The sequence below is a fragment of the Marinomonas sp. UCMA 3892 genome (assembly GCF_012726345.1).
Taxonomy (GTDB): domain Bacteria; phylum Pseudomonadota; class Gammaproteobacteria; order Pseudomonadales; family Marinomonadaceae; genus Marinomonas.
Genome location: NZ_PTXN01000019.1, coordinates 49,632 through 74,694, shown reverse-complemented (window position 1 = coordinate 74,694; position 25,063 = coordinate 49,632). Strand labels below are relative to the sequence as shown.

General features: G+C 41.8%; 19 protein-coding genes and 1 rRNA gene. 6 read left to right on the top strand and 14 right to left on the bottom strand.

Features of this window, described 5'->3' with window-relative positions; translation table 11 throughout:
- Window positions 1-282: 282 nt before the first annotated feature.
- Window positions 283-397, top strand: a 5S ribosomal RNA gene (gene rrf, locus B6N13_RS20400).
- A gap of 533 nt (window positions 398-930) precedes the next feature.
- On the opposite strand, the gene B6N13_RS20395 is transcribed toward rrf, so the two are convergent.
- Window positions 931-1,089 carry a YqaE/Pmp3 family membrane protein gene (locus tag B6N13_RS20395; protein WP_048813926.1) on the bottom strand — a complete coding sequence of 53 codons (159 nt, stop codon included), beginning with the start codon at window positions 1,087-1,089 and terminating at the stop codon, window positions 931-933.
- A 424-nt stretch (window positions 1,090-1,513) separates the two neighbouring features.
- Here B6N13_RS20395 and B6N13_RS20390 point away from each other — a divergent pair, with 424 nt between their 5' ends.
- On the top strand, window positions 1,514-2,755 hold the full coding sequence (locus B6N13_RS20390; RefSeq protein ID WP_012068790.1) for an MFS transporter: 1,242 nt from the start codon (window positions 1,514-1,516) through the stop codon (window positions 2,753-2,755).
- A 51-nt stretch (window positions 2,756-2,806) separates the two neighbouring features.
- On the opposite strand, the gene B6N13_RS20385 is transcribed toward B6N13_RS20390, so the two are convergent.
- From B6N13_RS20385 to gap, 6 genes are all read right to left on the bottom strand, one after another.
- Entirely contained in the window at window positions 2,807-3,280 is a 474-nt protein-coding gene (locus B6N13_RS20385; protein ID WP_169460433.1) for an Lrp/AsnC family transcriptional regulator, read from the bottom strand.
- Window positions 3,281-3,554: 274 nt separating this feature from the next.
- Window positions 3,555-4,622, bottom strand: coding sequence for a 5-(carboxyamino)imidazole ribonucleotide synthase (gene purK / locus B6N13_RS20380; RefSeq protein ID WP_169460432.1), 1,068 nt, complete (start codon window positions 4,620-4,622; stop codon window positions 3,555-3,557).
- A gap of 3 nt (window positions 4,623-4,625) precedes the next feature.
- On the bottom strand, window positions 4,626-5,117 hold the full coding sequence (gene purE / locus B6N13_RS20375) for a 5-(carboxyamino)imidazole ribonucleotide mutase (RefSeq protein WP_048813927.1): 492 nt from the start codon (window positions 5,115-5,117) through the stop codon (window positions 4,626-4,628).
- Between the two features lie 213 nt (window positions 5,118-5,330).
- Entirely contained in the window at window positions 5,331-5,801 is a 471-nt protein-coding gene (locus tag B6N13_RS20370) for a methylglyoxal synthase (RefSeq protein WP_212917937.1), read from the bottom strand.
- A 6-nt stretch (window positions 5,802-5,807) separates the two neighbouring features.
- Window positions 5,808-7,256, bottom strand: coding sequence for a pyruvate kinase (gene pyk / locus B6N13_RS20365; RefSeq protein ID WP_012068795.1), 1,449 nt, complete (start codon window positions 7,254-7,256; stop codon window positions 5,808-5,810).
- A gap of 81 nt (window positions 7,257-7,337) precedes the next feature.
- Window positions 7,338-8,351: a type I glyceraldehyde-3-phosphate dehydrogenase gene (gene gap / locus B6N13_RS20360; RefSeq protein WP_169460431.1), complete on the bottom strand. Its 1,014-nt coding sequence runs from the start codon at window positions 8,349-8,351 to the stop codon at window positions 7,338-7,340.
- Window positions 8,352-8,733: 382 nt separating this feature from the next.
- Between gap and edd the strand changes: the two genes are divergently transcribed.
- The gene (edd, locus tag B6N13_RS20355) at window positions 8,734-10,548 is read left to right on the top strand and encodes a phosphogluconate dehydratase (protein WP_012068797.1); all 1,815 of its coding nucleotides are present in this window, start codon (window positions 8,734-8,736) and stop codon (window positions 10,546-10,548) included.
- A gap of 261 nt (window positions 10,549-10,809) precedes the next feature.
- On the opposite strand, the gene putP is transcribed toward edd, so the two are convergent.
- Together putP and B6N13_RS20345 are read right to left on the bottom strand one after the other, a co-directional pair.
- On the bottom strand, window positions 10,810-12,306 hold the full coding sequence (gene putP, locus B6N13_RS20350) for a sodium/proline symporter PutP (RefSeq protein WP_169460430.1): 1,497 nt from the start codon (window positions 12,304-12,306) through the stop codon (window positions 10,810-10,812).
- Window positions 12,307-12,751: 445 nt separating this feature from the next.
- Entirely contained in the window at window positions 12,752-13,618 is an 867-nt protein-coding gene (locus B6N13_RS20345) for a MurR/RpiR family transcriptional regulator (protein ID WP_012068799.1), read from the bottom strand.
- An 89-nt stretch (window positions 13,619-13,707) separates the two neighbouring features.
- On the opposite strand from B6N13_RS20345, the gene B6N13_RS20340 reads away from it, so the two are divergent.
- Window positions 13,708-14,616, top strand: a complete 909-nt coding sequence (locus B6N13_RS20340; RefSeq protein ID WP_169460429.1) for a phosphotransferase — start codon at window positions 13,708-13,710, stop codon at window positions 14,614-14,616.
- Window positions 14,617-15,339: a uracil-DNA glycosylase gene (gene ung / locus B6N13_RS20335; RefSeq protein ID WP_169460428.1), complete on the top strand. Its 723-nt coding sequence runs from the start codon at window positions 14,617-14,619 to the stop codon at window positions 15,337-15,339. It abuts the gene before it with no gap.
- Window positions 15,340-15,390: 51 nt separating this feature from the next.
- On the opposite strand, the gene B6N13_RS20330 is transcribed toward ung, so the two are convergent.
- From B6N13_RS20330 to B6N13_RS20320, 3 genes are all read right to left on the bottom strand, one after another.
- Window positions 15,391-16,308 carry a folate-binding protein YgfZ gene (locus B6N13_RS20330; protein WP_169460427.1) on the bottom strand — a complete coding sequence of 306 codons (918 nt, stop codon included), beginning with the start codon at window positions 16,306-16,308 and terminating at the stop codon, window positions 15,391-15,393.
- 124 nt (window positions 16,309-16,432) lie between these two features.
- Window positions 16,433-17,428 carry a two-component system response regulator gene (locus B6N13_RS20325; RefSeq protein WP_169460426.1) on the bottom strand — a complete coding sequence of 332 codons (996 nt, stop codon included), beginning with the start codon at window positions 17,426-17,428 and terminating at the stop codon, window positions 16,433-16,435.
- Complete coding sequence (locus tag B6N13_RS20320; protein ID WP_169460425.1) at window positions 17,425-20,790, bottom strand: MHYT domain-containing protein; 3,366 nt, start codon at window positions 20,788-20,790, stop codon at window positions 17,425-17,427. Before B6N13_RS20320 ends, B6N13_RS20325 begins: the two co-directional genes overlap by 4 nt.
- Window positions 20,791-21,036: 246 nt before the next feature.
- Here B6N13_RS20320 and xylB point away from each other — a divergent pair, with 246 nt between their 5' ends.
- Window positions 21,037-22,524, top strand: coding sequence for a xylulokinase (gene xylB, locus B6N13_RS20315; protein ID WP_169460424.1), 1,488 nt, complete (start codon window positions 21,037-21,039; stop codon window positions 22,522-22,524).
- Window positions 22,525-22,595: 71 nt separating this feature from the next.
- Here xylB and B6N13_RS20310 read toward each other — a convergent pair whose 3' ends face one another.
- Window positions 22,596-23,492, bottom strand: a complete 897-nt coding sequence (locus tag B6N13_RS20310; RefSeq protein WP_169460423.1) for an AraC family transcriptional regulator — start codon at window positions 23,490-23,492, stop codon at window positions 22,596-22,598.
- A gap of 139 nt (window positions 23,493-23,631) precedes the next feature.
- Window positions 23,632-25,062, bottom strand: a complete 1,431-nt coding sequence (locus tag B6N13_RS20305) for a mannitol dehydrogenase family protein (protein ID WP_169460422.1) — start codon at window positions 25,060-25,062, stop codon at window positions 23,632-23,634.
- Window position 25,063 lies beyond the last annotated feature (1 nt).

Below are 25,063 nucleotides of genomic sequence, written 5' to 3'. Positions count from 1 at the left end.
GGGTGTGTAAGTGCTGTGAGGCATTGAGCTAACCAATACTAATTGCTCGTGAGGCTTGACCATATAACACCAAAGTGGTTTTGGATGAGAAGAGTGAAGGCTCAAGATCATCAAAATGACAAAGACACATAGAATTACGATGAAAACAACATCGGTTTGATACTTGGTTATCTCTATTTCAAAATGAATTGTTAAAGATCCAAGCACGTATTCGCGTGTTTTGAGACAAGTCGAAAGACAATGCAATAAACGCATAGCTCAAAACAAACGCAAAACGAATTGCTTGACGATCATAGAGGCGTTGAACCACCTGATCCCATCCCGAACTCAGAAGTGAAAAGCGCCATCGCCGATGGTAGTGTGGGAGATCCCATGTGAGAGTAGGTCGTCGTCAAGCTTTATATTGAAAAGAACCCCGTCCTGCTAAGCAGGGTGGGGTTTTTTCGTTTAGGCGGTGTAATAGGATTGCTCCCACATGCGTGTGGGGCTCTTTATCAAAGACACGCATGTGACAGTCGGCATCAGTCGTCAAGCTTTATATTAAGAAGGCCCTGATAGCTACACTGTCAGGGGTTTTTTCGTTTAGGCGGTGTAATAGGATTGCTCCCACATGCGTGTGGGGCTCTTTATCAAAGACACGCATGTGACAGTCGGCATCAGTCGTCAAGCTTTATATTAAGAAGGCCCTGATAGCTACACTGTCAGGGCTTTTTTCGTCTGCGGGAAATGTCATCTTGTCATTGCTTTCGCTTGCGCCTGTTTCGCAAGCTCAACGCGTCTGCGTGACTCCAATGCAAAAGATGGAATGAGTCAGCGCACAGTGAGGGACGAAGCAGAATAATGTGTATATCATTGAGGTTGCCGCCTTTAATGATCGTCCAGCGTTTGAGTGTCAGTTGTCAGTGCTTTTTCACCTAGAGAGCGCTGAGGTTAGCGCCTAGCGATGATCCATACAGCGTGAACAATGCCTGGAATATAACCTAGTAGTGTGAGTAATATGTTTAGCCAGAATGCACCACCAATGCCAACCTGTAAAAAGACACCAAGCGGCGGTAAAAGTACGGCAAATAAAATTCTAATTAAATCCATGTCATCTATCCTCATTAATTATCTTTTTGATTGTTAAGTAAGTCTATCTAGCCGATGTCTGATTGGCTAATCCAGTGACGGTTTATTTACGTTATTTACAAAAATGTGAACAAGTTTTATTTTATCTGCTCTCTTTATTTAGTTTGTGATTGGATAGTAATAAACTTGTTTAAAAGGTCGCTGTTTGTCGTGCCGCTAAACAGACCTTCTTTTCTGTGGATAGATAATCTAAAAGAGTTTTAGCTGATTATGCATAAATCAGCTTCCTTTTTTCCTTAAGTTGCTAGTTGTATGTTCCTATGGTTTTAATGAGACAACTATAAAATTTTTAAAATGAAATGTTTTATCTTAGCCATTATTTTGTTTTTTTTAGAGGCAATTTTTAGTGGGTGTTCTGTGAATAAGTTATCAATAGAGTGTTGTTATGCCGGATAAAGAAGTACAAAAGAAAACAGATAAAATAAATATTGTTAAGTTGGTTATCTCTCAGTTTTTAATCAATTTAGGTGATGTTCTGATCAATCCGAAAGTTACTTTACCATGGTTATTGCAAAGCTTAGGTGCTCCTTTGTACCTGCTGGGCTGGTTGGTACCGATTCGTGAATCTGGTTCCTTATTGCCGCAGATAGTAATTGCTCATTTTATTTACAAAGTGAAAGTTCGAAAGTGGGTTTGGGTATTGGGAAGCCTCATTCAATCTCTATGTGTGGTGGTGATGGGAGGCGCCGCTTTGTTGCTAGATGGAGCAAGTGCAGGCTGGGCAATTGTTATTGCATTGATAGTATTTAGTGTGGCGAGGGGGCTTAATTCTGTAGCGTCGAAAGATGTGCTTGGTAAAACGGTTGAGAAAGAAAAGCGTGGAAGGGTCACAGGATGGTCGTCTAGTGCTTCTGGTTTGATAACAATCGGCATTGCTATTTGTACCTTGTTTTTCTTTGAAGGTTTGGAGGGTAATACGAGCTTTTATGTTCTGGGTATTGTTTCTGCTACTTTGATTTGGCTTCTTGCTGGTCTAATTTATTCTTTCGTGCAAGAACCTAAAAGCGAGGTAGGAGACAAAAGTACAAAATTTCGGGATGTGTTCAAAGAGCTAGGGTTATTAAAAACTGACGCAGTATTTCGTCAATTTGTCATTGCTCGTTCGTTATTTTTGTGTGCGGCTCTGAGTGCTCCTTATTATGTATTAATTGCACAGCAAAGATCGGAAAACGGTGTACTGATTCTAGGATTATTTATCTTATCAAGTGGTTTGGCTTCCCTGTTATCTTCTCCTTTTTGGGGGCTATTTTCAGACTATTCTAGTCGGAAAGTGATGATATTTTCTTCTTTGTTGAGTGCGTTAACTGGTGTTGCTTTATTTTCAACGGTAAAGTTATTTGCTGAGGCGAGCTTTACTACATTTCTCATTGTTGTTCTGTATTTCATTTTAAGCGTTGCTCACCAAGGTGTCAGAATTGGTCGTAAAACGTATTTAGTGAATTTGGGTGAGGGAAATAAGCGAACTAGCTATGTATCAGTGAGCAATACTATTATTGGTTTTATATTATTGGCCATGAGTGGTATTAGTTTATTGACTTACTCTATCTCTTTAGCATCTCTTGTTTTGGTATTTTCGATAATTACTTTTGCAGGAGTCTATATGGTTATTCGCTTACCTGAAGTCTAAAAAGCGACACCCTTACTATATATAGGTTCTGTCGCTTCTTTGTATTCTTGGTTAACCAGGTAATGGAATTGATGGTGCGTGTTTTACGCGATTGAGGACAACTGTTGAGGTCAGGTCTCTGACGTAAGGTAGATTGGCAAGGGATTCACTTAGAAAAATTGATAGAGTGGGGAGATTTTCGCTAATAACTCGTAGCCAGTAATCTGCTTCGCCGCTCACTGAGTAACATTCTAATATTTGAGGAATAGCTTCAATGGCTTTTTTGAACTCTTTATCTGAACTTTTAATGCTTTTATCAAGGGTAATATTTATAAAAGCAGTTACGTGGAATCCCAGCTCACTTGCATTAAGTTGAGTGAAGTAAGCTTCAATTAAGTTGTTTTGTTCGAGTCTTTGTAGTCTTCTTGAGCATTGGGAAGGGGATAGGTTGACTTGCTCTGATAGAGCGACATTGGTGAGTCTTGCATTGGTTTGCAGGGCTCGAAGTAAGCGCCAATCATAACTGTCTAGTTCAAGATGGTTCATTCAAGGTTCCTTATCAGTATCTAAATGTACTGTTTTTCTTATATTGAATAAGCTGTTTTCAGCTAGATCAATTAGAATAAGGAGTTTTGTAAAGTAAACAAGTTCAAAAATATTATATTTTCTATTTTTAAAGCGTTTCTGCGCGTTTTTTATTTTTTATCTATTTGGATAGAATTAATTCACATCGATGTTTGAGTAATAAAAAAGCCGCTTATCATTTACGATAGCGGCATTTAGTTGTCAGGTTAAGAGATATCTAACTTTGGGTGGGCATTTATAACTTGGGTAAGTTTTTAGCTAACCACTCTAAAGCTTCCGGATAAGGTTGTGGAAGATCTAGTTTTGTTAATGCTGACTCTAATACTGAGTAGCTACCAGAACAAAAATTCAGATGGCCAACTTTTCTTCCAGGGCGAACTTCCTTTTTGTACCAATAAAGTTCTAAGCCTTGTACGTTTAGCCAGTCATAGTTTAGATCGACACCAATTAAATTGACCATCATGCTTTGATTCTTGACTTCAGCTGGCGCTAATGGAAGTCCTGTGACAGCACGTACGTGGTTTTCAAATTGACATACGCTTGCACCTGCTTGTGTCCAATGGCCGCTGTTATGGACTCTTGGAGCAAGCTCATTAATGAGTAGCTCATCACCTACACGGAAACACTCCATCGCCATTACGCCGACGTAGTCTAAAGCCTCCATAAGCTTGCTAAGCATTGCTTCAGCTTTGCTTTGCAAAGGCTTTAGGCGCTCTAATGGAGAAATGGATGCGTATAGGATGCCATTAATGTGAAGGTTCAATGTTAGCGGGTAAAAGTGTGTCTCACCATTTTTGCCTCGAACACCGACTAAGGAAACTTCTTCATCAAAATTAATAGCTTGTTCTGCAATAGCTTGGCCTTTCCAATCTTCAGGTATCTCAATGCCCTCAGATTGTTTTAACCAATATTGACCTTTGCCATCATAACCACCTCGACGACGTTTCATTAGAACGCGTTCACCTAATGTTTCATAGGCGTGTGTTGCAGAAGAGTCAATCTCAACCGGAAACCATGGTGCTGTCGCTAGCTCAAGACGATCTAACCATTGTTTCTGGGTTAGACGATCTGCAAGTTGTGGAAAGGTGGCTAGGTTGACAAAATTACTGTGAGTAGCAAGTTGTTTGGTGGCGATGGTTTCTGGCCATTCTTCTCTTTCTGCTGTCACAATGTCAGTTGGAGCTAACGCTAAGGTTTCGGTTGACTCAATATCTACTGGACGCACATCAATGCCAAGCGGCGTTCCTGCTTGTTTTAGCATAGCGCCTAATTGACCTGCTCCTAATACCCATAGAACTGACATAGATTAAGCCTCTCTCGGGTCTGGGTTTGCTAACACGGTTTCTGTTTGGTTGGTTCTGAATGCTTCAATTTTTTTAGCAAGTTCAGGGTTAGAAATGGCTAGAATTTGACAAGCTAATAGACCCGCATTGAAAGCACCTGCACTACCAATAGCTAGTGTTCCAACCGCAACACCTTTTGGCATTTGTGCGATAGACAGTAAGCTGTCCATGCCATTTAAGGCTTTGCTTTGCACTGGTACACCTAGCACAGGCAAACGAGTATGAGCGGCAACCATGCCAGGTAAATGAGCTGCGCCGCCAGCGCCGCCAATAATTACCTTAAAGCCTTTGTCTGCAGCACTTTCTGAGAATTCTGCAAGTTTGACTGGTGTTCGGTGAGCGGATACAACTTCGACGTGGTAGCTTACACCAAGAGCGTCCATTATTTCAGCGGCGCCTTCCATTGTCGCCCAGTCACTTTTTGATCCCATTATTAGGGCTACATCTGCTTGCAAAGCTCTTCTCCTATAAGTTGTGTCCAACGTGGTGCTGAGGGGCTGATGCGTTGAATCTAGTCAGTAAGATTGTCATGCCTAAATATGGCCTAACACATTTCTTGCATGAAAATAATTGGCGGCTAATATAGCCGATTTTATGTAAAACCGCGAGCTTTGAGGAAGCTAGAAACATCTAAGTTGTTTGATAAGTGGTGTAAAAAGAAAGAGCGACTAGAGTCGCTCTTGGAGGTATTTTTCATAATCTGGGATTTGTCGTTCAAATTCGTTTTCGAATAGAGGTGACGTCACCAAAAAATTGGCAGAAGAAACGCTACAAGCAATCGGGATGTTCCAAACGGCAGCGACTCGAAGTAGAGCCTTTATGTCAGGATCATGAGGCATTGGCTCGAAAGGGTCCCAGAAAAAAATCAGTACATCAATTTTGCCTTCGGCAATTAGACCGCCAAGTTGTTGGTCGCCACCGAGAGGGCCGCTAATTAGCGAATGTACAGGAACGTTTAATTGCTTTTGCATTAAATTTCCAGTTGTACCTGTTGCCATCAGATTGTGCTTGATTAGTTTTTCTTTATGCTTTTCAGCCCATTCGATAAGAGCTGGCTTCATATTGTCATGAGCAACCAGAGCGACGTTTTTACGCTCCGGTGTCGTGATCGTTTTTTGTTGCAACGTTTTGCTCTTCACTGTGACTTATTCCTCAACAGCGCCGACTTTTACGACTTTCATCATGTTGGTTGTACCGTAGCTCACCAAGTGATCGCCTTTTGTCACAATCACAAGATCACCGTCTTTGATTAGACCAAGAGACTTAACATGGTCAACTAAGCCAGCAACGATAGTGTCAACGTTAAATTCTTGTGAAGAGAAAGCTACTGGCGTTACGCCACGATAAAGGTTTACTTTATTCAGTGTTGCTTGGTTTGGAGACAATGCATAGATTGGCAAACCAGAGCTAATGCGTGACATAAGAAGTGGTGTAGTACCTGAATCGGTCAAGCTAATGATTGCTTTAACGCCTTCCAAATGGTTAGCTGCGTACATAGCTGACATCGCGATCGTTTCATCAATGCTAGTAAAGGTCACATCGATACGGTGCTTAGAACGATTGATTGCTGGTTGCTTTTCAGCACCCAAGCAAACGCGATTCATGGTTTTAATAACTTCTTCAGGGTAGGCGCCAGCCGCGGTTTCTGCGGAAAGCATTACCGCATCTGTACCATCTAAAACAGCGTTAGCTACGTCAAATACTTCCGCACGGGTTGGCATTGCGCTAGTAATCATGGTTTCCATCATTTGAGTCGCTGTAATAACAGGACGGTTCAACTGACGGCAGCGTTTGATCATGTGTTTTTGTACGCCAATCAATTCTGCATCACCAATTTCAACACCTAGGTCACCACGAGCAACCATGACAGCATCAGAGGCTAGAATAATTGCATCTAATGTTTCATTGTCAGCAACCGCTTCAGCACGCTCTACTTTAGAAACGATGCCTGCTTTAAGGCCGGCAGCTTCGGCTAGTGCACGAGCTTCGTGAAGGTCGTCTGCACAACGAGGGAAAGAAACAGCTAAGTAATCGGCTTTTAACGCGGCAGCTGTTTTAATATCTTCGCGATCTTTATCCGTTAGCGCAGCAGCAGATAGTCCACCACCTTGGCGGTTAATGCCTTTGTTATTAGACAGAGCGCCACCAACGATGACTTTAGTAATAACTTCTTGGCCTTTTACTTCGAGTACTTCAAGAACAACACGACCGTCATCAAGAAGCAAAACGTTACCGGGTTGTGAGTCTTTAGCTAGTTGTGGGTAGTCAATGCCTACGCGAGTTTCATCACCGTTGTTCTTGTCAAAACCAACATCAAGAATAAAGGTTGCACCATCTACCAGTTCAACTTTGGTGTTTTTGAAACGCGCGATGCGAATTTTAGGCCCTTGTAGGTCACCAAGGATGGCAACATGGCGACCATTTTTCTTTGCCATTTCACGAACAACTTCGGCGCGGTTGATGTGATCTTCTGGCTGACCGTGAGAGAAATTTAAACGGAATACGTTAGCGCCCGCTAAAATTAATTTTTCGATCATTTCTGGGGAGCTGGAAGCAGGGCCTAATGTGGCAACAATTTTAGTTCTACGAGTCATTTTAAATACCAAAGATTAGAAAGCGTGATATGAAGTATAAGAGACGACGAAGGCTGCGTCAGCAGCCTTCGTGTATTTTGACTATTTAGCAGCCATTAATGCGATAGTATTATCAAGCATTCGGTTTGAGAAGCCCCATTCGTTATCGTACCAAGCCATAATTTTCACAAGTTTACCTTGAACACGTGTTTGTGTTGCATCAAAGTTAGATGTGTAAGTGCTGTGATTAAAATCAGAAGAAACAAGAGGTTCGTAGTTTACATGCAATACCTGCGCAAGAATTGGATCCGCTTTGATTGCATCTTCAATGATTTTGTTAACTTCTTCAGTGGTAGTTTCACGAGGGGCTAAAAATGTTAGGTCAACAAGAGATACGTTAATGGTTGGAACGCGAACCGCCATCCCATCAAACTTACCAACTAGTTCCGGTACCACTAGGCCAACAGCGGCTGCGGCACCAGTTTTACTTGGGATCATATTTTGTGCTGCTGCACGAGCACGGTAAAGGTCTTCGTGATAGACATCAGAAAGACGCTGATCGTTAGTGTAAGCGTGAATGGTTGTCATCAGTCCACTTTCGATACCTAATTTATCACTTAGTGGTTTAGCGACAGGTGCAAGGCAGTTAGTAGTACAAGATGCATTTGAAATTACTGTCATGTCAGATGTTAGAACATCTTGGTTGACGCCATATACAACGGTAGCATCAACATCTTTACCAGGTGCTGAAATGATTACTTTTTTCGCACCTGCTTTAATGTGTGCACTGGCTTTTTCTTTTGTAGTAAAGAAGCCAGTACATTCATAAACCACATCAACACCTAGCTCAGCCCATGGAAGATTAGCTGGGTTACGTTCAGAGAAAGTGCGGATTTTATCTTTGTTGATATAAAGCGCTTCTTCATCAAAGGTAACTTCTTCGTTGAAGCGACCGTGGACAGTATCGTATTTCGTTAAATGAGCATTGGTTTTTGAATCACCAAGATCATTAATCGCTACGATTTGGATTTGATCACGCTTGCCTGATTCATACAAAGCTCTAAGCGTATTGCGTCCAATGCGTCCATAACCGTTGATAGCTACCTTAATCGTCATACTCACCTCTAACATAGTGCGAAAGTTGCATGATGTTCGAACTCGAACAACACGCGTTCAATTTTTTTCTTTACGTAAAAATACTACATAACTAATTTTTTAAGCAAGGATTAGTAACAAATTCCTGTCAATATGATTGTTTTTTGATCATCTATTGATCTATGACTAGCATTGTACAGAATTATGTTACAAAAGTTCGAGTATTTTAGCTGACAGAAAGCATTTTTCGAATTGTTTTTGTAAAAAAATTACAAAATAAGGTGTTTTTATCGATTTTTAATCTATTTTAGGCGTGAAATAAATTAAAAATGTAGTAATATTACATAATATTGTAGTGTCAGGCTGTTTGCTGAGATAACTGAATTCAAAAACGGAGAGAAGCATGAATCCGATTGTTGCTAAGGTAACGAACGACATCATTGAACGAAGCAAGGTGTTGCGCGAGCAATACCTTAAAGATATGAAAAAAGCGCAAGAGCAAGGACCACACAGAGGGAAATTGTCCTGTGGGAATTTGGCTCATGGCTTCGCAGCATGCCAACCTCAAGATAAACAAAAGCTGACTCTAATGGAAGAAGCGAACATAGGTATCATATCTTCTTATAACGATATGTTGTCTGCTCATCAGCCTTATGAAAATTACCCCGATCAAATTCGTGCAGCGGTTAAAGAAATGGGCTCTGTGGCTCAGTTCGCTGGCGGTGTTCCCGCTATGTGTGATGGTGTTACGCAAGGGCAAGACGGTATGGAACTTAGTCTATTTAGCCGTGACAATATCGCACAAGGTGCGGCAATAGCGCTTTCTCATAATATGTTTGATGCGGCTATCTATTTAGGTATTTGTGACAAGATTGTTCCTGGCTTGTTGATTGCTGCACTGCGTTTTGGTCATTTGCCAGCTTTGTTTATTCCAGCTGGTCCAATGCGCTCAGGTATTACTAACGCAGCTAAAGCGGCGGTTCGTCAGCGTTACGCTCAGGGTCAAGCGACTCGTGAGGAGTTACTTGAAGCTGAATCAGCTTCTTATCACAGCGCGGGTACTTGTACTTTTTATGGTACGGCTAACTCAAATCAGTTATTAGTTGAAATTATGGGGCTTCAGCTTCCTGGTTCTTCTTTTGTTAATCCAGATGATCCACTACGAGGTGCATTAACTAACTATGCTTCTCAGTTATCTACCAAGATTACGGCATTGGGAAGAGACTACCGACCACTCTACGAAATCGTAGATGAGCGTAGCATTGTCAACGCTATTGTTGGTTTGCTGGCAACGGGTGGTTCGACTAACCACACTATGCATATTGTCGCTTATGCTCGTGCTGCTGGCATTATTATCACTTGGGATGACTTCTCAGCTCTTTCCAAAGTTGTGCCATCACTGACTAAAATCTATCCGAATGGCCAAGCAGATATTAACCATTTCCACGCGGCTGGCGGTATGGCGTTTCTGGTTAAGCAATTACTGAAAGGTGGTCTATTGCATGAAGATGTAAACACTATCGTGGGTAAAGGTTTAACTCATTACACCAAAGAGCCTTTTTTAGAAGGTGATAATCTTGTGTGGCGTGATGGTACAGATGAAAGTTTGGACCTAAATGTTGTACGTCCTATCGAAGACCCTTTCAGTAAAGAAGGTGGGTTGGCGCTTCTTAAAGGTAATCTTGGTCGTTCAGTGATTAAAGTATCAGCCGTGAAAGATGAAAATCGAATTATCGAAGCACCCGCTGCTGTGTTTCATAGTCAAAATGCATTGGCTAATGCCATTGCTAGTGGTGAATTGAAACGTGACTGTGTGGCTGTTGTTCGTTTCCAAGGGCCAAAAGCTTTAGGTATGCCAGAGTTGCATAAACTGACTCCTTACCTTGGTAATTTGCAAGATCAAGGCTATCGAGTGGCGTTAGTGACTGACGGTCGTATGTCTGGTGCATCTGGTAAAGTACCTGCCGCAATTCACTTGACGCCTGAAGCATTGGCCGGTGGTTTAATTGCCAAGATTCAAGATGGTGACATGATCCGCTTAGATGCAATTGAAGGTACTTTGTCTGTGTTGATCTCAGACGAAGAGCTAAATAAACGCGAAGCAGCACAACAAGATTTAACCGATTCCCATCAAGGTATGGGACGTGAACTATTTAGCGCACAACGTATTTTAGTAAGTGGCGCAGAACAAGGTGCTTGCAGCTTGTTTAATGATTAAACCTTTCCTCTGACTACTAACATTTGTTAGTAAATGGTGTTTAGGGGCTTGTTTCAAGCCCCATTTTTTTGCCTGAAATTTACCTTTCTAGTTTATTGTTTTAACCCTTTTGCTCTCTGTTTTACGCATAGTGTATCGATAGATCATCAACCGAGTGCCATCCTAATTCAAATCAAGTATCTATATTTTAAAGATAAAAAAGGCCCGAATCTACATACAGATTCGGGCCTTCTGAAGTAATGAGCTCGGGGAGCTTGTTACTTAGTCCATTGTATCTAGTGCTTTTTCGTATTCATCAAAAGATTCTGTTACAGACTCTTCTGGAGCACCTGTTGCTAGGCTTACCGCAAAGATAGCGATAGTCGAGAACAAGAAGCCAGGAACAATTTCATAAAGATCGAAAATGCCGCCAGTTAACTGTTTCCATACTACAACAGTCACACCACCAATGATGATGCCTGCTAGTGCACCGTTACGGTTCATGTTGCGCCAGAACAAGCTAAGAAGGATAGCTGGGCCAAATGCAGCGCCAAAACCAGCCCAAGCATAAGACACTAGGCCGAGTACTGAGCTTTCTGGGTTCAATGCAAGTAATAACGCAATAATAGAAATAGCTACAACCGCAAAGCGTCCAACGTTGACGATTTGTTTTTGAGTCGCTTTTTTATTGAATAGTTGCTTGTAAAAATCTTCAGCTAACGCAGAAGAAGATACTAATAATTGAGAGTCGGCAGTACTCATGATCGCTGCTAGGATAGCGGCAAGAAGAATACCAGCAACAACAGGGTGGAAAACAGCATTGACCAAAATCATGAAGATCTTCTCTGGGTCAGCCAAGTCTCCTGTTAGGTTTGTGTCGATAAAGCCGATACCAACAAGACCAATAAGCAATGCGCCAGCCATAGAAATGAATGTCCAAACGACAGCAATACGGCGAGCTGTTTTGATGTCTTTATTGGAGCGAGATGCTTTAAAACGCGCTAGGATGTGCGGTTGACCGAAATAGCCTAGACCCCAAGCCACAAGAGAGATAATACCAATTGTAGTTAGAGGTTCGCCACTTACGTTAGTCCAGACGTTTAGTAACTCAGGGTTTTTTGCCATTAAAGTACTAGACAGCTCAGACCAGCCGCCATCAATAGCAACGAGAGGTACAATCACTAATGCCGCACTCATCATCAAGCCCTGAACAAGGTCTGTCCAAGCTACGGCAAGAAAGCCGCCAAACAGCGTGTAGGAAACCACACATACTGTACCGATAATTACTGCATAGGTGTAATCCAAGCCAAATACTGTTTCAAACAATTTACCGCCAGCGACTAAACCAGAACTTGTATAGAACAAGAAAAACAGCAAAATGAACAGAGCTGAAATAGTTTGAATAAGTTTTGATTTGTCATTGAATCGAGTGGATAGGAAGTCTGGAAGCGTGAGTGCATTGTTTGCTTTGATGCTGTAGGTTCTTAGGCGTTTTGCACAAATTAGCCAGTTAAGCCATGTTCCAACAAAAAGGCCACCAGCAATCCAGAAAGACTCTAAGCCTGCGGCAAAAGCGTAACCAGGTAACCCAAGTAGTAACCAGCCACTCATGTCTGAAGCGCCTGCGGACAAGGCGGTAGGCCAAGGTCCTAAAGAACGTCCACCAAGAAAGTAGTCTTCTGAACTGGAGGTACGTTTGTAAGCGTACAGCCCAATTCCTAGCATAACTACTAGATAGGCTAGGAATGTAAAGCTGATCGCATAGCTGCTTTCTATCATTATTGTTGTCCCCTAATGAAATTATCACGGGTGAAATAACCTTGGATAGATAAGGTTATTTATCAGAGAGGATAGTATTCATCCTTGTATTGCACTGTTCCGCAATACCTACTGATTGAAAGATGGCGCTTTAAAAAGCAGCGTCTAAATCACACCCGAAAGAGTTATAATTGTTAAATCGTTGTTGTGATAGCCATTGATTCAATATGTAAAAATCATCAAATCCTCGTAAAGAGAATGAAACGCATTACGACATATTTCAAGACCTGTGGCGATTCTAAGTGGCTGTGATAGGATAATCTTTCAAATTTCTCTGACAAAATTACGAAAAAATCTGATGCGTGAAACAAATTGGCTTGTTTGGATAAATATCTTTTATTTAGGCTAATTTATTAAAGATGTAATAAAGAATTAAGGCACATAATATGTGCCTTATTGAGATAAATTATTTCTTTTCAACTTTCGGTAATCGAGTATCTTGCACGCTTTGTTTGAGCTTTTTCAAGTGCGCATTGAACTCTGGACCACGCTTCAAAAGTACGCCAGTCGCGAGAGCGTCGATCAAGGTGAGATAAACAATACGTGAGCTCATTGGCGTATAGATATCGGTATCTTCAGTTTCTTCAATCGGTAATACGATAGAGCAGTGCTCTGTGAGAGGAGAATCTGGATTAGTGATACCAATAACGGTAGCGCCAGCTTCACGAGCGACTCGAGCTGTCTCGATTAATGGCAAGGTGCGTCCAGTATAGGAGATGATTACGATAGCATCTCCAGAATGCGCTCCAGCCGCAGCCATACGTTGTACCAAAATATCTGTATAGGCAACAACCGGCATATTTAAACGGAAAAATTTATGGTGAGCGTCTTTGGCAACGGGGCCAGATGCACCTAAACCATAAAACTCGATTCGGCGAGCTTGTGCTAACACATCAACCGCTCTGCTTATCAATGACTCGGGTAAAATATCCTGAGCCCTCGTTAGGTTGTTTTTGGCGGCTTCAAAAATTTTCGCCGTAACCGCTCCTGGTGCGTCGTCAGGCTCTACGTTTAAGTTAACGTAAGGAGTACCTGTCGCAAGGCTTTGGGCAAGTGATACTTTAAAATCAGGAAAGCCACTACCTATTAGACTACGACAGAAACGGTTGACCGTAGGCTCACTCACTTCCGCTCTCGCGGCAAGTTTCGCAATACTGGAGTGAATGGTTGTTTTGGGATCGGCAAGAATCGCTTCCGCTACTTTTCGCTCGGATTTGCTTAACGTGCTCAGTCGTTCTTGTATCTTACGAATAATGTCTTCGTGTTTAATCATTGATCTGCTTCAAAGTTGACTATTGACTCGGATGGTTCAGTTGTTCATTCTGACAGCCACTTACAATTCTGGCAATAAAATGATTAAAAATGACCATACTATCTGAGTATTTCGTAAAAATGGCTGACATATTACCAGCCACCATGGAGGTTGAAACTACTTTATTTGAGGAAGGCTTTTCAAACAAGGTGTATTTGATTCATTGGGAGCAAGTTTCTCGTTTTGTATTGCGAATTCCCTATATTGATACTAAAGCTTTTTATATTAATCGTACGGAAGAAATTAATACCTTAAAACATGCTGCATCTATAGGGCTTTCTCCTGCTGTTGCTTGGCACGACGATGACGGTAGCTTTGCTTGTCAATTTGTCTCTCAGCCATCTCTTGAATGGACTGTGTGCCATCAAGATAAAGATATACCGAGAATTGCTCAAGCCTTGATGGCAGCGCATAGTTTGCCAATGGGCTATCATCACTATGATGTGTTTGAGGTGATTAAACACTATTTGAATGGCATTCAACGTTATGGCTGTGAAACACCTAGTTTGATGGTGGAATATGATTACCTTACTTCTCTTTTGAAGCAGTTAACGCCACCAGAGATGATTTTATCGCCAGCACTCTGCCATAACGATTTAAATCCTAAAAATATATTAATGGATGGTGAGTTGCTTTGGTTGATTGACTGGGAGTACTCAGGAGTTGGTGATCCATTATTTGATCTAGCTGTTGTGGTTAAATCTCACAATTTAGATGCAAGACAAACAGCTTTATTGCTGGGCTCTTATCGATCAGACCTTCCAAAAGAGAAGTCTTTAGAAGTTATCCAAGAGTATGTAAAAGCATACGGGTTAAGGGAAATGGCATGGTTGTTACTGAAGCACTTAGTTACACCTGAAGATGAGCTGTCGCTGCAATATTATTATGAATTTAAAGCGACGCCCGCGTTAAATCCTTTTCATGAAACAGAAAGCAACGTAATGAATGAAGTGAGTTAAATGATGAACTTAACGGGTGATTGGCAAGAATATTTAGCTGGTGAGTTTGAGAAAGACTACATGTTGGCTTTGCAGAAATTCTTATATGCAGAGAAACAATATAAAATACTTTATCCTGCAGAAGCTGAATATTTTACGGCATTAAATGTGACGCCTTTTAACAAGGTAAAAGTAGTGATTATTGGACAAGATCCATATCACGGAGAAGGGCAAGCACATGGTTTATCTTTCTCGGTAAAACCTGGCGTTAAGGTGCCTCCTTCATTGATGAATATTTATAAAGAACTCGAAATGGATTTGGGGATCGCGCCTGCTTCTCATGGCTTTTTAGAGCAGTGGGCAGAGCAAGGCGTCTTATTGCTTAACAGTGTATTGACCGTCGAGGCGAGCAAAGCAGGTTCTCACCAGAATAAAGGTTGGGAAATTTTTACAGATAGAATTATTGAGCTGATCAATAACGAGCATCAAGGTGTTGTGTTTATGCTGTGGGGGTCTTATGCGCAGAAAAAAGGCCGTCATATTGATCGTGATAAGCATTATGTGTTGGAAAGTGTTCATCCATCGCCATTGTCTGCTTATCGTGGCTTTTTAGGTTGTCAGCATTTTTCAAAAGCGAATGATTATTTAGTTGGTCTTGGAAAGGAGCCAATAAAATGGGCACTAGAGCCAATAGAAAACACGAGCAAAGTAGATTGTAATGCACAGATTGGTTTGCCATTCTAATCTAAGTTTATAGCGCCTATCTGGCGCTATAAACTACTTCAAATACCGCCTCTATTTCTTGCTATCTAGCGAGTAAGGAAGTGGAAGTAAAGTGATTGCTTTGTTATCCAAAAGAAGTTGTTCTGCGTCACTTGGGTCTATATTTAAAATAACCTGCGCGTAATTTGTTTCTTGGAAGTGAGTGGCTGCGAATATTTGCCCTATATTCTTACCTTGTTCATCGACAATGTTTTTTGTTACGTCTAGGTTTCCCTGCCAAGTTGCCAGTGTCAGCTGCTTTTTCGACTTACCTTTATATTGCATGCGAGCAACGATTTCTTGTCCTGTGTAGCAGCCTTTTGTGAAGCTGATACCGCCTGTGCTTTGCATGTTAAGCCATTGGGGCAAAATAGTTTCACTCTGCTCTAGATTAATAAGTGGGCGAGCAGCAAGCACTGCCAAGGCAGCCAATTCTGGGTTCTCTTCTTCGATTGCGGTTTGGTTTGATGGTGCAATAAGCAATTGAACTTTTAATGGCTCATTGCTAACAGTCAATGTGATGGTTTCATTGTCTTGAGTGGTTACGAAAATATTAGATGACACATTTGAGTCTGATTCTATGTTTTTTGCAGCTAATTTTGTATAAACCGTAAAGTTATCTTGCTCATCGACCAACTCAGTTTTGAAAAATACTGCGTATTTCTTTAAATGTAGCAAAGTTTTTTCGACCAGATCTCTTGCCATTACCATCAGTACGTCGTCGTTGTTCTGAACGATATAAAAGCTGCTGATAATGCGTCCTTTAATGTTACAGATTGCACCATACAGACCACTATCCTGTGATAGTTTGTTTATGTCACAGGTGGTCTGGCCTTGTAGGAATTTCTTTGCATCTAACCCCGATACTCGCAAAACACCGATATCTAGCTGTTTCATGACGACGTTTTTGTTTTGTAGTGTGGAGTTAATAATATCGTGAAGCGAAGTCATAAAACGTTCCATAAACTAGATCAGATAAAATAGGTTGCAGAGGCTCTGCATGAATAGCCTATCAGTAATGCCGAATTTTTAATTTTCAATGGTCAGATCAATAATGATTTTTTAAAAACTAAGGTTATTCAGCAAATTGTTTTTGTATCTCAAGTAATTTAGGTAACTCTTGTTGGAGTAATGGAATTAGCGTTGGATCAAAGTGTTTTCCACTTTGCTCTGTGATGTAGTTCATCGCTTCTTCAGTAGACCATGCTCTTTTATAAGGGCGAGCGCTAGTCAATGCATCGAATACATCAACTAAAGCAACAATACGGCCTTCAATAGGAATATTGTCCCCAGATAAGCCGTTTGGGTAGCCTGTACCGTCCCATTTTTCATGGTGAGTCATGGCAACAGAGTGGGCTAGTTTGATAAGGTAGGAACTTGGGTTAGAAAGAATTTCACCACCAATTTGAGCATGTGTCTTCATGATTTCATACTCTTCTTCTGTAAGCTTGCCCGGTTTTAGCAGTATGTTGTCTGCTATGCCTATTTTTCCTATGTCGTGCATAGGTGCTGCCATCATTAAATCGTCCGCTGATTCTTCACAAAAGCCGTATGCCGAAGCAATGACTTTTGCATATCGGCTCATGCGTTGTACGTGCATGCCGGTTTCGTTGTCTTTGTATTCGGCAGCTCGCCCAAGCCTTTGGATCAAATCGATATGCGTATTTAGCAACTCATCCGCTCTAATTAATGACAGGTGTGTTTTAACACGAGCTAAGACAATAGCTGGTATGATGGGCTTGACGATGTAATCAACTGCACCAATTTCAAAGCCTTTTGCTTCATCGATACTGTCTTTCAATGCTGTTACAAATATCACCGGAATATGAGCGGTTGCGGGGTTTTGTTTTAGACGTTCGCAGACTTCTAAGCCCGTCATATTTGGCATCATGATATCGAGTAATATGAGGTCTACCGGCTCTTTTTCTACCAATTTTAATGCGTCTTGTCCTGATCGAGCAAAAGATAAACGGTATCGAGCGGCTTGTAATACTTGCCTTAGAACTCGTAAGTTTGACGGCTCGTCATCAACCAATAGGATGCGAGGTGCAGGTTTACTTCCGATTCTCATTTGGTCGGCTCCTGTATCATCAATGCTTTTAGGTTGGTAAGGCTGTTTATAGCGCTATCGAATTCAAAATTTGAGATAGCCTTACTCGCTGCAATGGCTTGTGTTTTCATGTATTGAGGGGCGTTGCTAATAAGTAAAGCGATGTTTTCGTCATCTACTTCGCCTGAGTTCGCGGACAGAATAAGCGCTTCGATAAGCGCTATTAATTGTGTGGTAGAAAATTCATTTTGGGTGCAGGCATCTGATATCTCGGAGTGAATACTGTATTTTTCTATTAACAACTGTAACTCTTCAAAAAAGTAAGCTAATAAAGAAGCTAAACACTGCACGTTTTTTGAGAATTGATCATGGTCTTTTGTTTGTGCGGCACGCTCTATACTCGCCATGCGATTAGATATATTTAACAATGCAAGATTACCTGAAGAGCCTTTTATAGCATGAGCTAAAGCGTAAGCCTCTTGGTATTCTTGGTTGTCTAAATGAGTTGTTAGTCTATTGACTAAATTTGCGTTAGTTTCTGCAAACCTAGATAGCTCTGTAATGTAAACAGGCAGGTCGTTCCACAGTGATAGCCCTTTATCCATGTGGATTTGCGGATTTTTATGATTAACTTTCTGATGATCAAGTCTTTTCAGATCAATCTGTATGGGAACTTCATTTAAAACTCTTGCCATTTCAGTAATCAAAGCCTGAATATCAATGGGTTTATTGGCAAAGCCATCCATCCCGGCTTGCTGGGCATCTAATTTATCTTCGATTAGTACGTTTGCAGTCAAGGCAATGATCGGAGTGTGAATAAGTTGGTTTTCTTTTTCATAGCTGCGGATAATTTGAGTGGCAGTTAAGCCATCCATCTTCGGCATCTGAATGTCCATTAGAATGATGTCAGGTTTGATCATTTTAAATTGTTCAACAGCATCAATACCGTCTTTTGCAAAAAATATGGCATGGCCATGTCGTTTAAGCAAAATAGTCAGCAGCGTTAGATTTTGTTCAACATCATCTGCTAGTAGTATTTTTTTGGGAGTGATAATAGACAGTTGAGATGTTTTTGTATCGGATGGCGCTTCAGTTTCAGTGAGAGGTAGGTCAAAAAAGAAGCAACTGCCCACTCCTGCTTCGCTAGTTACATGGATTTGGCCGCCCATTAGAGTCACTAATTGCTTAGATATGCTGGTGCCTAAGCCTGTGCCGCCAAAACGACGACTCATGGAAGCATCTGCTTGTGTAAATGGATCAAAAATGTGAGTTAAACGTTCTTCTGGTATGCCTATTCCTGAGTCTGTAACTGAAAAGCGTATTTTGCCATCTTGTAGTTTCAATACATTTAAAGTCACGTGACCTTTTTCAGTGAATTTGACTGCATTGCCTAAAATATTCATAAGCACTTGGCGGATACGATCTTCGGCGCCTAAATACGCTACGGCAACATCTTTTTCTATATTAAAGTTTAGCTCTAGACCTTTATTTCTGGCTTGTAGCCACAGAGTTGAAATAACTGTATCTACAGAGTTGGCAAGTACAAAAGGTTGTATGTCTAATTCAAGTTTGTTTTTTTCTAATTTAGCACTGTCGAGTATATCGTTAAGGAGGTGCAACAGAGAACGAGCGGATTTACTAATTATTGATAAATGTTTTTTGTTTTCACCTGAGATTTCTGATTCTAATAAAATATCGGAAAAGCCAATGATAGCGTTCATTGGTGTGCGAATCTCATGGCTCATGTTAGCCAAAAAAGAAGCCTTACTTTCTACGGAAGCTTCAGCTTTTGCTTTGGCTTGACGAAGCTCGTCTTCCATTTCAACACGTTGTGAAATATCCAATATAACACCATCAATCCATTCAGGTTTACTGTGTTTGTTTAGAATAACCGAACCGTTTTCTAACACCCAAACATAATGACCATCCTTGTGTCTCAAGCGATATTCTAATTTATAGCTTTTACGTGTGTTCGTTGCCTCTTTTATGGTGGAAGCAACGTTTTCCTCATCATCTGGATGAACAAGTTTGGCAAAAGAAATTGTTTTACTATAAAACTCAGATGTACTCCACCCAGTCACATCGTAAATAGCATCACTCACGAAGATAGTCGTCCAATGTTCGTCCATTAAACAGCGAAAAGAGGCACCGGGAATATTTTTGATCAAAGAGCTAAATTGTTTCTCGCTTTTTTTGATGGTTTCTTCCAGCGACTTTCGAGTTGAAATATCGGTGATAAAACCAACAAATAATGTGTCGCTGTCAGGAATATCAACTTTTCCAACACCTAGTCTAATGGGGAAGATATGCCCCGTTTTGTTGATTGCATGAATTTCTCTTTCTGTTCCAGCAATGGTAACTTCGCCTGTATTGCGAAATGCGGCTAAAGAACGATTAAATTCGTCTGTGTATTTTTGAGGAAATAAGGCCCCAAAGTGCTGATTGATAATTTCTTCTTCCTGCCAGCCAAAAATTTTTGTGGCTGCCTTATTAAACTCTTTAATGATGCCTAAACTGTCTATGGAGATGATGCCATCTACAGCTGTGTCTAAAGTTGTTTTTAGACGTACTTCACTGGCTGTTTTTTCCAATAACAGTTGGCGGTAACGTAATTGCGAAGCGATGTTTGCAGCTAGAATGGAGAGTAATAAAGTGATGATTGCCACAACGAACGAAAGCTCATCGTTAGTACTGTCTTGTATGTGATGCATTTCAGCTTTGCCGGATGAAATGAACCTTGCCCCTGCCATGCCCGCATAGTGCATACCAGAAATAGCGGCCCCCATAATAAGCGCGCTGATGCAGCTGACCCATTTAGTACTCAAATTAGCCCAAACTTTTCTGACATAGTAATGAGTCGATAAGGCAATAAAAGCGAGAACAACGGCAATGACTAGTGATGCTAAGAACCACGCTGGGTCATATTTCAGTTCAACGTCCATTTTCATGGCTGCCATGCCAATATAATGCATTGCGCCAATCCCTCCACCGACAAGCACACCATTAATGAGTAGTTGCCAGATACTTAGGTCACTTCTAATAAATCGTTTCAGAGTGATATAAGACGCTAAAATAGCGGGTATCAGAGAGATGGCTGTTAACAATGGGTCATAAGAAATTCCATGTCCCATATTAAATGCCAGCATGCCGACAAAGTGCATGCTCCAAATGCCACCAGCCATGATGAAAGAGCCTGAGACAAGCGCAATACTTTTGTATTTTTCAATAACAATATGTTGTGCAATGGACGCAAAATGTAACGCAAAAAAAGAAGCCACCGAGGCGAGCAATATAGAAAGAGCAACAAGTAGGTAGTTGTAGTCACCCATAGCCAGATGAGCGTTATCTATATTGGTGACAAAAAAACTATTTAGTGAATACATTAACTCTACTTCTTTCCTGAATTAGGTCACGGGGCCGTGAGAAAACATTAAGGTTGTTTATTTTGCCATCTACGCGTCAAAAACTAACGATTTTTATTCTCTAATTGTACTAAAAAGGCCAATTCTCAGAATTGTATTGACACTATTCTCTATTGTTTCGAGTATAAAAAGTAATGGTTAGAATGGTGTAGCATGCCATATAAAAAATAAAACAAAACGCTATTTTTAAAGAAGAAGAGTAACAAAATGTATTTAGGTCTTGATCTTGGAACCTCAGGTTTAAAAGGCGTCGTTATAGACGATAAAGGTAACGTTTTGGCGCAGGAGTCTTTGCCGTTAACGGTTGATAGCCCACAGGCTACTTGGTCGGAGCAGGACCCCTTGTCATGGTGGCAGGCTTGTAAAGACGTTGTTGAGCAATTGCAGCAACGCTTGGATTTAAGCAAGCTCAAAGCACTGGGGCTTTCAGGGCAAATGCATGGAGCAACGCTATTGGATGCTAAAGGCCAAGTATTACGACCTTGTATCTTATGGAATGATGGCCGGAGTCAAGCACAGTGTGAAGCCATGATGACGCAGTTTCCTGACTTGATCGAACGTTCAGGCAACCTATTTATGCCAGGTTTTACCGCTCCTAAAATCCGTTGGGTAGAAGAGAATGAGCCAGAGGTATTTGCTCAATTAGCTTATGTTTTGTTGCCAAAAGATTATTTGGCTTATCGACTCACGGGAAGTATGTCGACCGATTGCTCAGATGCAGCAGGAACCCTTTGGTTAAATCCTGAAACCCGTCAATGGGATGATGCATTATTAGCAGCAACGGGTTTAACACAGGCCAATATGCCTAAAGTGCATGAAGGCTGTGATGTAGTTGGTGTTTTATCTGAAGAGATTGCTCTGGAATTAGGTCTTTCTAAGCTGCCAGTGGTGGCGGGCGCTGGTGACAATGCGGCGGGGGCTGTGGGAATGGGAGTCACCAACCCAGGACAAGGCTTTATTTCGTTAGGTACGTCTGGTGTGTATTTTACTGTGAGTGAATCTCATAAGGCGAGCCCACAGAATACCGTGCATGCTTTTTGTCATGCTTTGCCGAATCGCTGGCATCAAATGGGAGTGACTTTGAGTGCCGCGAATTCTTTAGCTTGGTTTGCCAAGCTGGTGGATAAGTCCGTTGCCGAATTATTGGATGCCCTTGAAGACAGTGAGATCGAGCAAACAACCGTCTTGTTTTTGCCCTACCTTAGTGGCGAGAGAACCCCGCACAATGACCCATTCGCCAACGGACAATTTGTTGGTTTAAGCAATACGACGAACGTTGAAGCCATGACCTTGGCAATATTGGAGGGTGTGGCGTTCTCTTTGTTGGACTGCCAAAACGCCTTAGACAGTGCGAAGAGTCGAGTCGACGAGCTGTCACTGATTGGCGGTGGTGCTCGTTCTGCTCTGTGGCGTCAGATCATTGCCAACGTCTTGAATAAGCGTTTGATTTATCGTGATGGTGGAGATGTTGGGCCGGGTTTAGGCGCAGCACGTTTGGCGCTATTAGGAGAGCAACAAAGCCAAGGCCGAAACATTGAGTCGCTGATTGAAGAATATTGCACCATGCCAGAGGTATTGGCCGTACACGAACCAGACGACAGGTTAAGATCTTATTATCAGAATAAGTACGATGTGTACCAATCTTTCTATCAATCAACAAAAGCCTTGAATCAAAAGCTGATGCAACTTTCTTAAAGGTCGTACAACGTCATAAAAAACGCCGCGAGATAAACTGGCGGCGTTTTTTATGGTAGGACGTGTTGGCTTTATGAAACGGGCGCCATTCCTTCGATATGGACATTGCTTTGGGTGCGAAAGTCTCTTGGTGTTACCCCTTTTAGCTCATGAAATCTGCGGTTAAAGTTAGCGACATTATTGAAACCAACCTGAAAACAAATAGTGGCGATTTGTTGATCGGTCTCCGTCAGCAGGCTGCACGCGCGACTCACACGCACTCGATTCACAAATTCGATAAAACGGTTACCTGTCGCTTTTTTAAAGAAGCGTGAAAAATGGCTGTCTGACATGCCGATCAAACTTGCCACGCTCGATAGCGTAATGTCTTGGCTGTAATTCTGAGACACGTAATCGACCACGGTATTGATTTTGCGTTGCAAGGTTTCGCTGGATTTTAAGTCGATTTGTACCGTAGAAAGTAAGCGGTAACTCCGGCTCTGGGCCAGTTTTTGCAATAAAGGAAGCGCTAGGATGAGCCTTGATAAACCAGTGGAATCACGAACTTTTTGAAATACGTCTTTCAGGTACTCATGATCCTGATCATAAAATTCAATGCCAGACTTTGCCCTTGCCAGCATAGGTAGAATCTCGGCGAGCTCGGGGATTATTTTCATGCCATTGGAAAAGGATTCGTGATCAAAACGAATGACCATGTCTCGTAGTTGAACCTCTTCCTGATCTTTTTGGCATATCCAATTATGGGGGAGGCGAGGGCCAGTTAAAATGAGTTGGCCAGGTGAGTAATTACCTATGTAATCTCCCACAAAGACTTTTCCCGAAGTGGCGACGATAAAATGCAGTTCATAGTCATCGTGAGCGTGCCAACGAATGAGATCGCACGGATAGCCGTGCTCTAGATAACGAATGGTTTCGTTGTCTTCAACAATTTCATATTCTGGCGTGATGCGTTTGGCTGTGTTTTGCATAATCTTCTCGCTCAGCAGATAACAGTATCACTCACTGCTTGTTATTATTTTTAATAAAATATACTCAAGAAACCAAGGAAGAGACAGCTTTCTTCCCCTTGCTTTCTTGAGTTTAGCCCTCTCATTGAGAGATCACCATCTAAGCATAGTTTGCCATAGTCGTTTGAATGGCTTTGGTTAGCTCGGTCACAAAGTCGGGATACTCTGTTGGCACATTGCCCCATAAAAAACGATCGGTCGCAAAAGCCTGAATGCCAGCCTCATCATTACTAAAAGCCGTTAACGACGCTTTATTGGGCTCATGATAAGGTGTCTTTAGCTTGCCTTGATTCGACAGTTGGATAAAGACAAACCATCCAGCGATACCTTGTATCGTTTTTTTTGGTATGCGTCCGTTACGGTAAGCACCTTCCAATGTCGGGAAAACAAAGATCGGAAATTTCGCATAGCCATCGGTGCAAATACGCTCCACAGTATCACCAATATTGGCGTTGCTAAAGCGCTGGGCAATAATGTCAAAATAGGCAGGCAGATCAACCACAGAATCCCCAATGGCAGGAATCGAATCTTGCAGAATGAAGTCGGTGAAATACTGCTTTAATTCCTCGTCACGCATGGCTTCATCAAAGTAGGTGAGACCTTTCAATGCCGCTTGGTAGGTAACACAGGTATGACCGGCGTTTAGAATGCGAATTTTCGCTTCTTCAAAAGGTACAACATCTTGCACGAATTGCACGCCAACCAGATCAAGAGACGGTTTTTTACCGGCAAATTTGTCTTCAACTACCCATTGAATGAAGTCTTCGCCCATGACAGTCATATGGTCATCGATACCGAAGCGAGAGCGAACATCGTCTACATGTTTCTGACTGGGTTTGGGAGTAATTCTGTCTACCATAGAGCAAGGGAAAGACACGTTTTGTCTTACCCACTGCGCTAGAACTGAATCTTGTTTAGCCTCTAAAAACTGCATTAGGCCAGTTTCGAGTAGTTCACCGTTATGACGCAAGTTATCACAGCATAATAAGGTGATTTTGGCTTTGGATGTTTCGCTACGTAATTTAAGCCCAGCGTACAAAAAAGCGTAAAGCGTATTGCGAGCCCCTGCGATATCCGCTTTGATGGCTGGATGCTCAAGCATCAAACGGCGGTTTTCATCTAGGTAATAACCGCCTTCCGTAACGGTGGATGTCACCAACTGTGTTTTAGCGTCGGCGAGGGTGGAGTCCACCTTTTCAGGTTCTTGTGCGCCATCAATCTGTTGAACGATAGAACGAATATGCTCGTATTTTGTCTCCCCATCGGCGGCCATGGTTTTTAAAACATATTCGCCTTTTTGTTCAACAAAACGCGCAAAGGCTTGACTGTCTTGTGGGCGAATATTGACGCCAGTGATGCCCCAGTTTTGTTGTCCATCATGCGCAAGCAAACGGTCAATATACACAGCTTGGTGAGCGCGATGGAAAGCGCCTACTCCCAAATGGACAATGCCAGCTTCAATCGTTTCTTTTGAGTAATCTTGAACAGATAATTGCTCCCTATTTGAGGAAGCTTGTAAGTAATTAGCCATA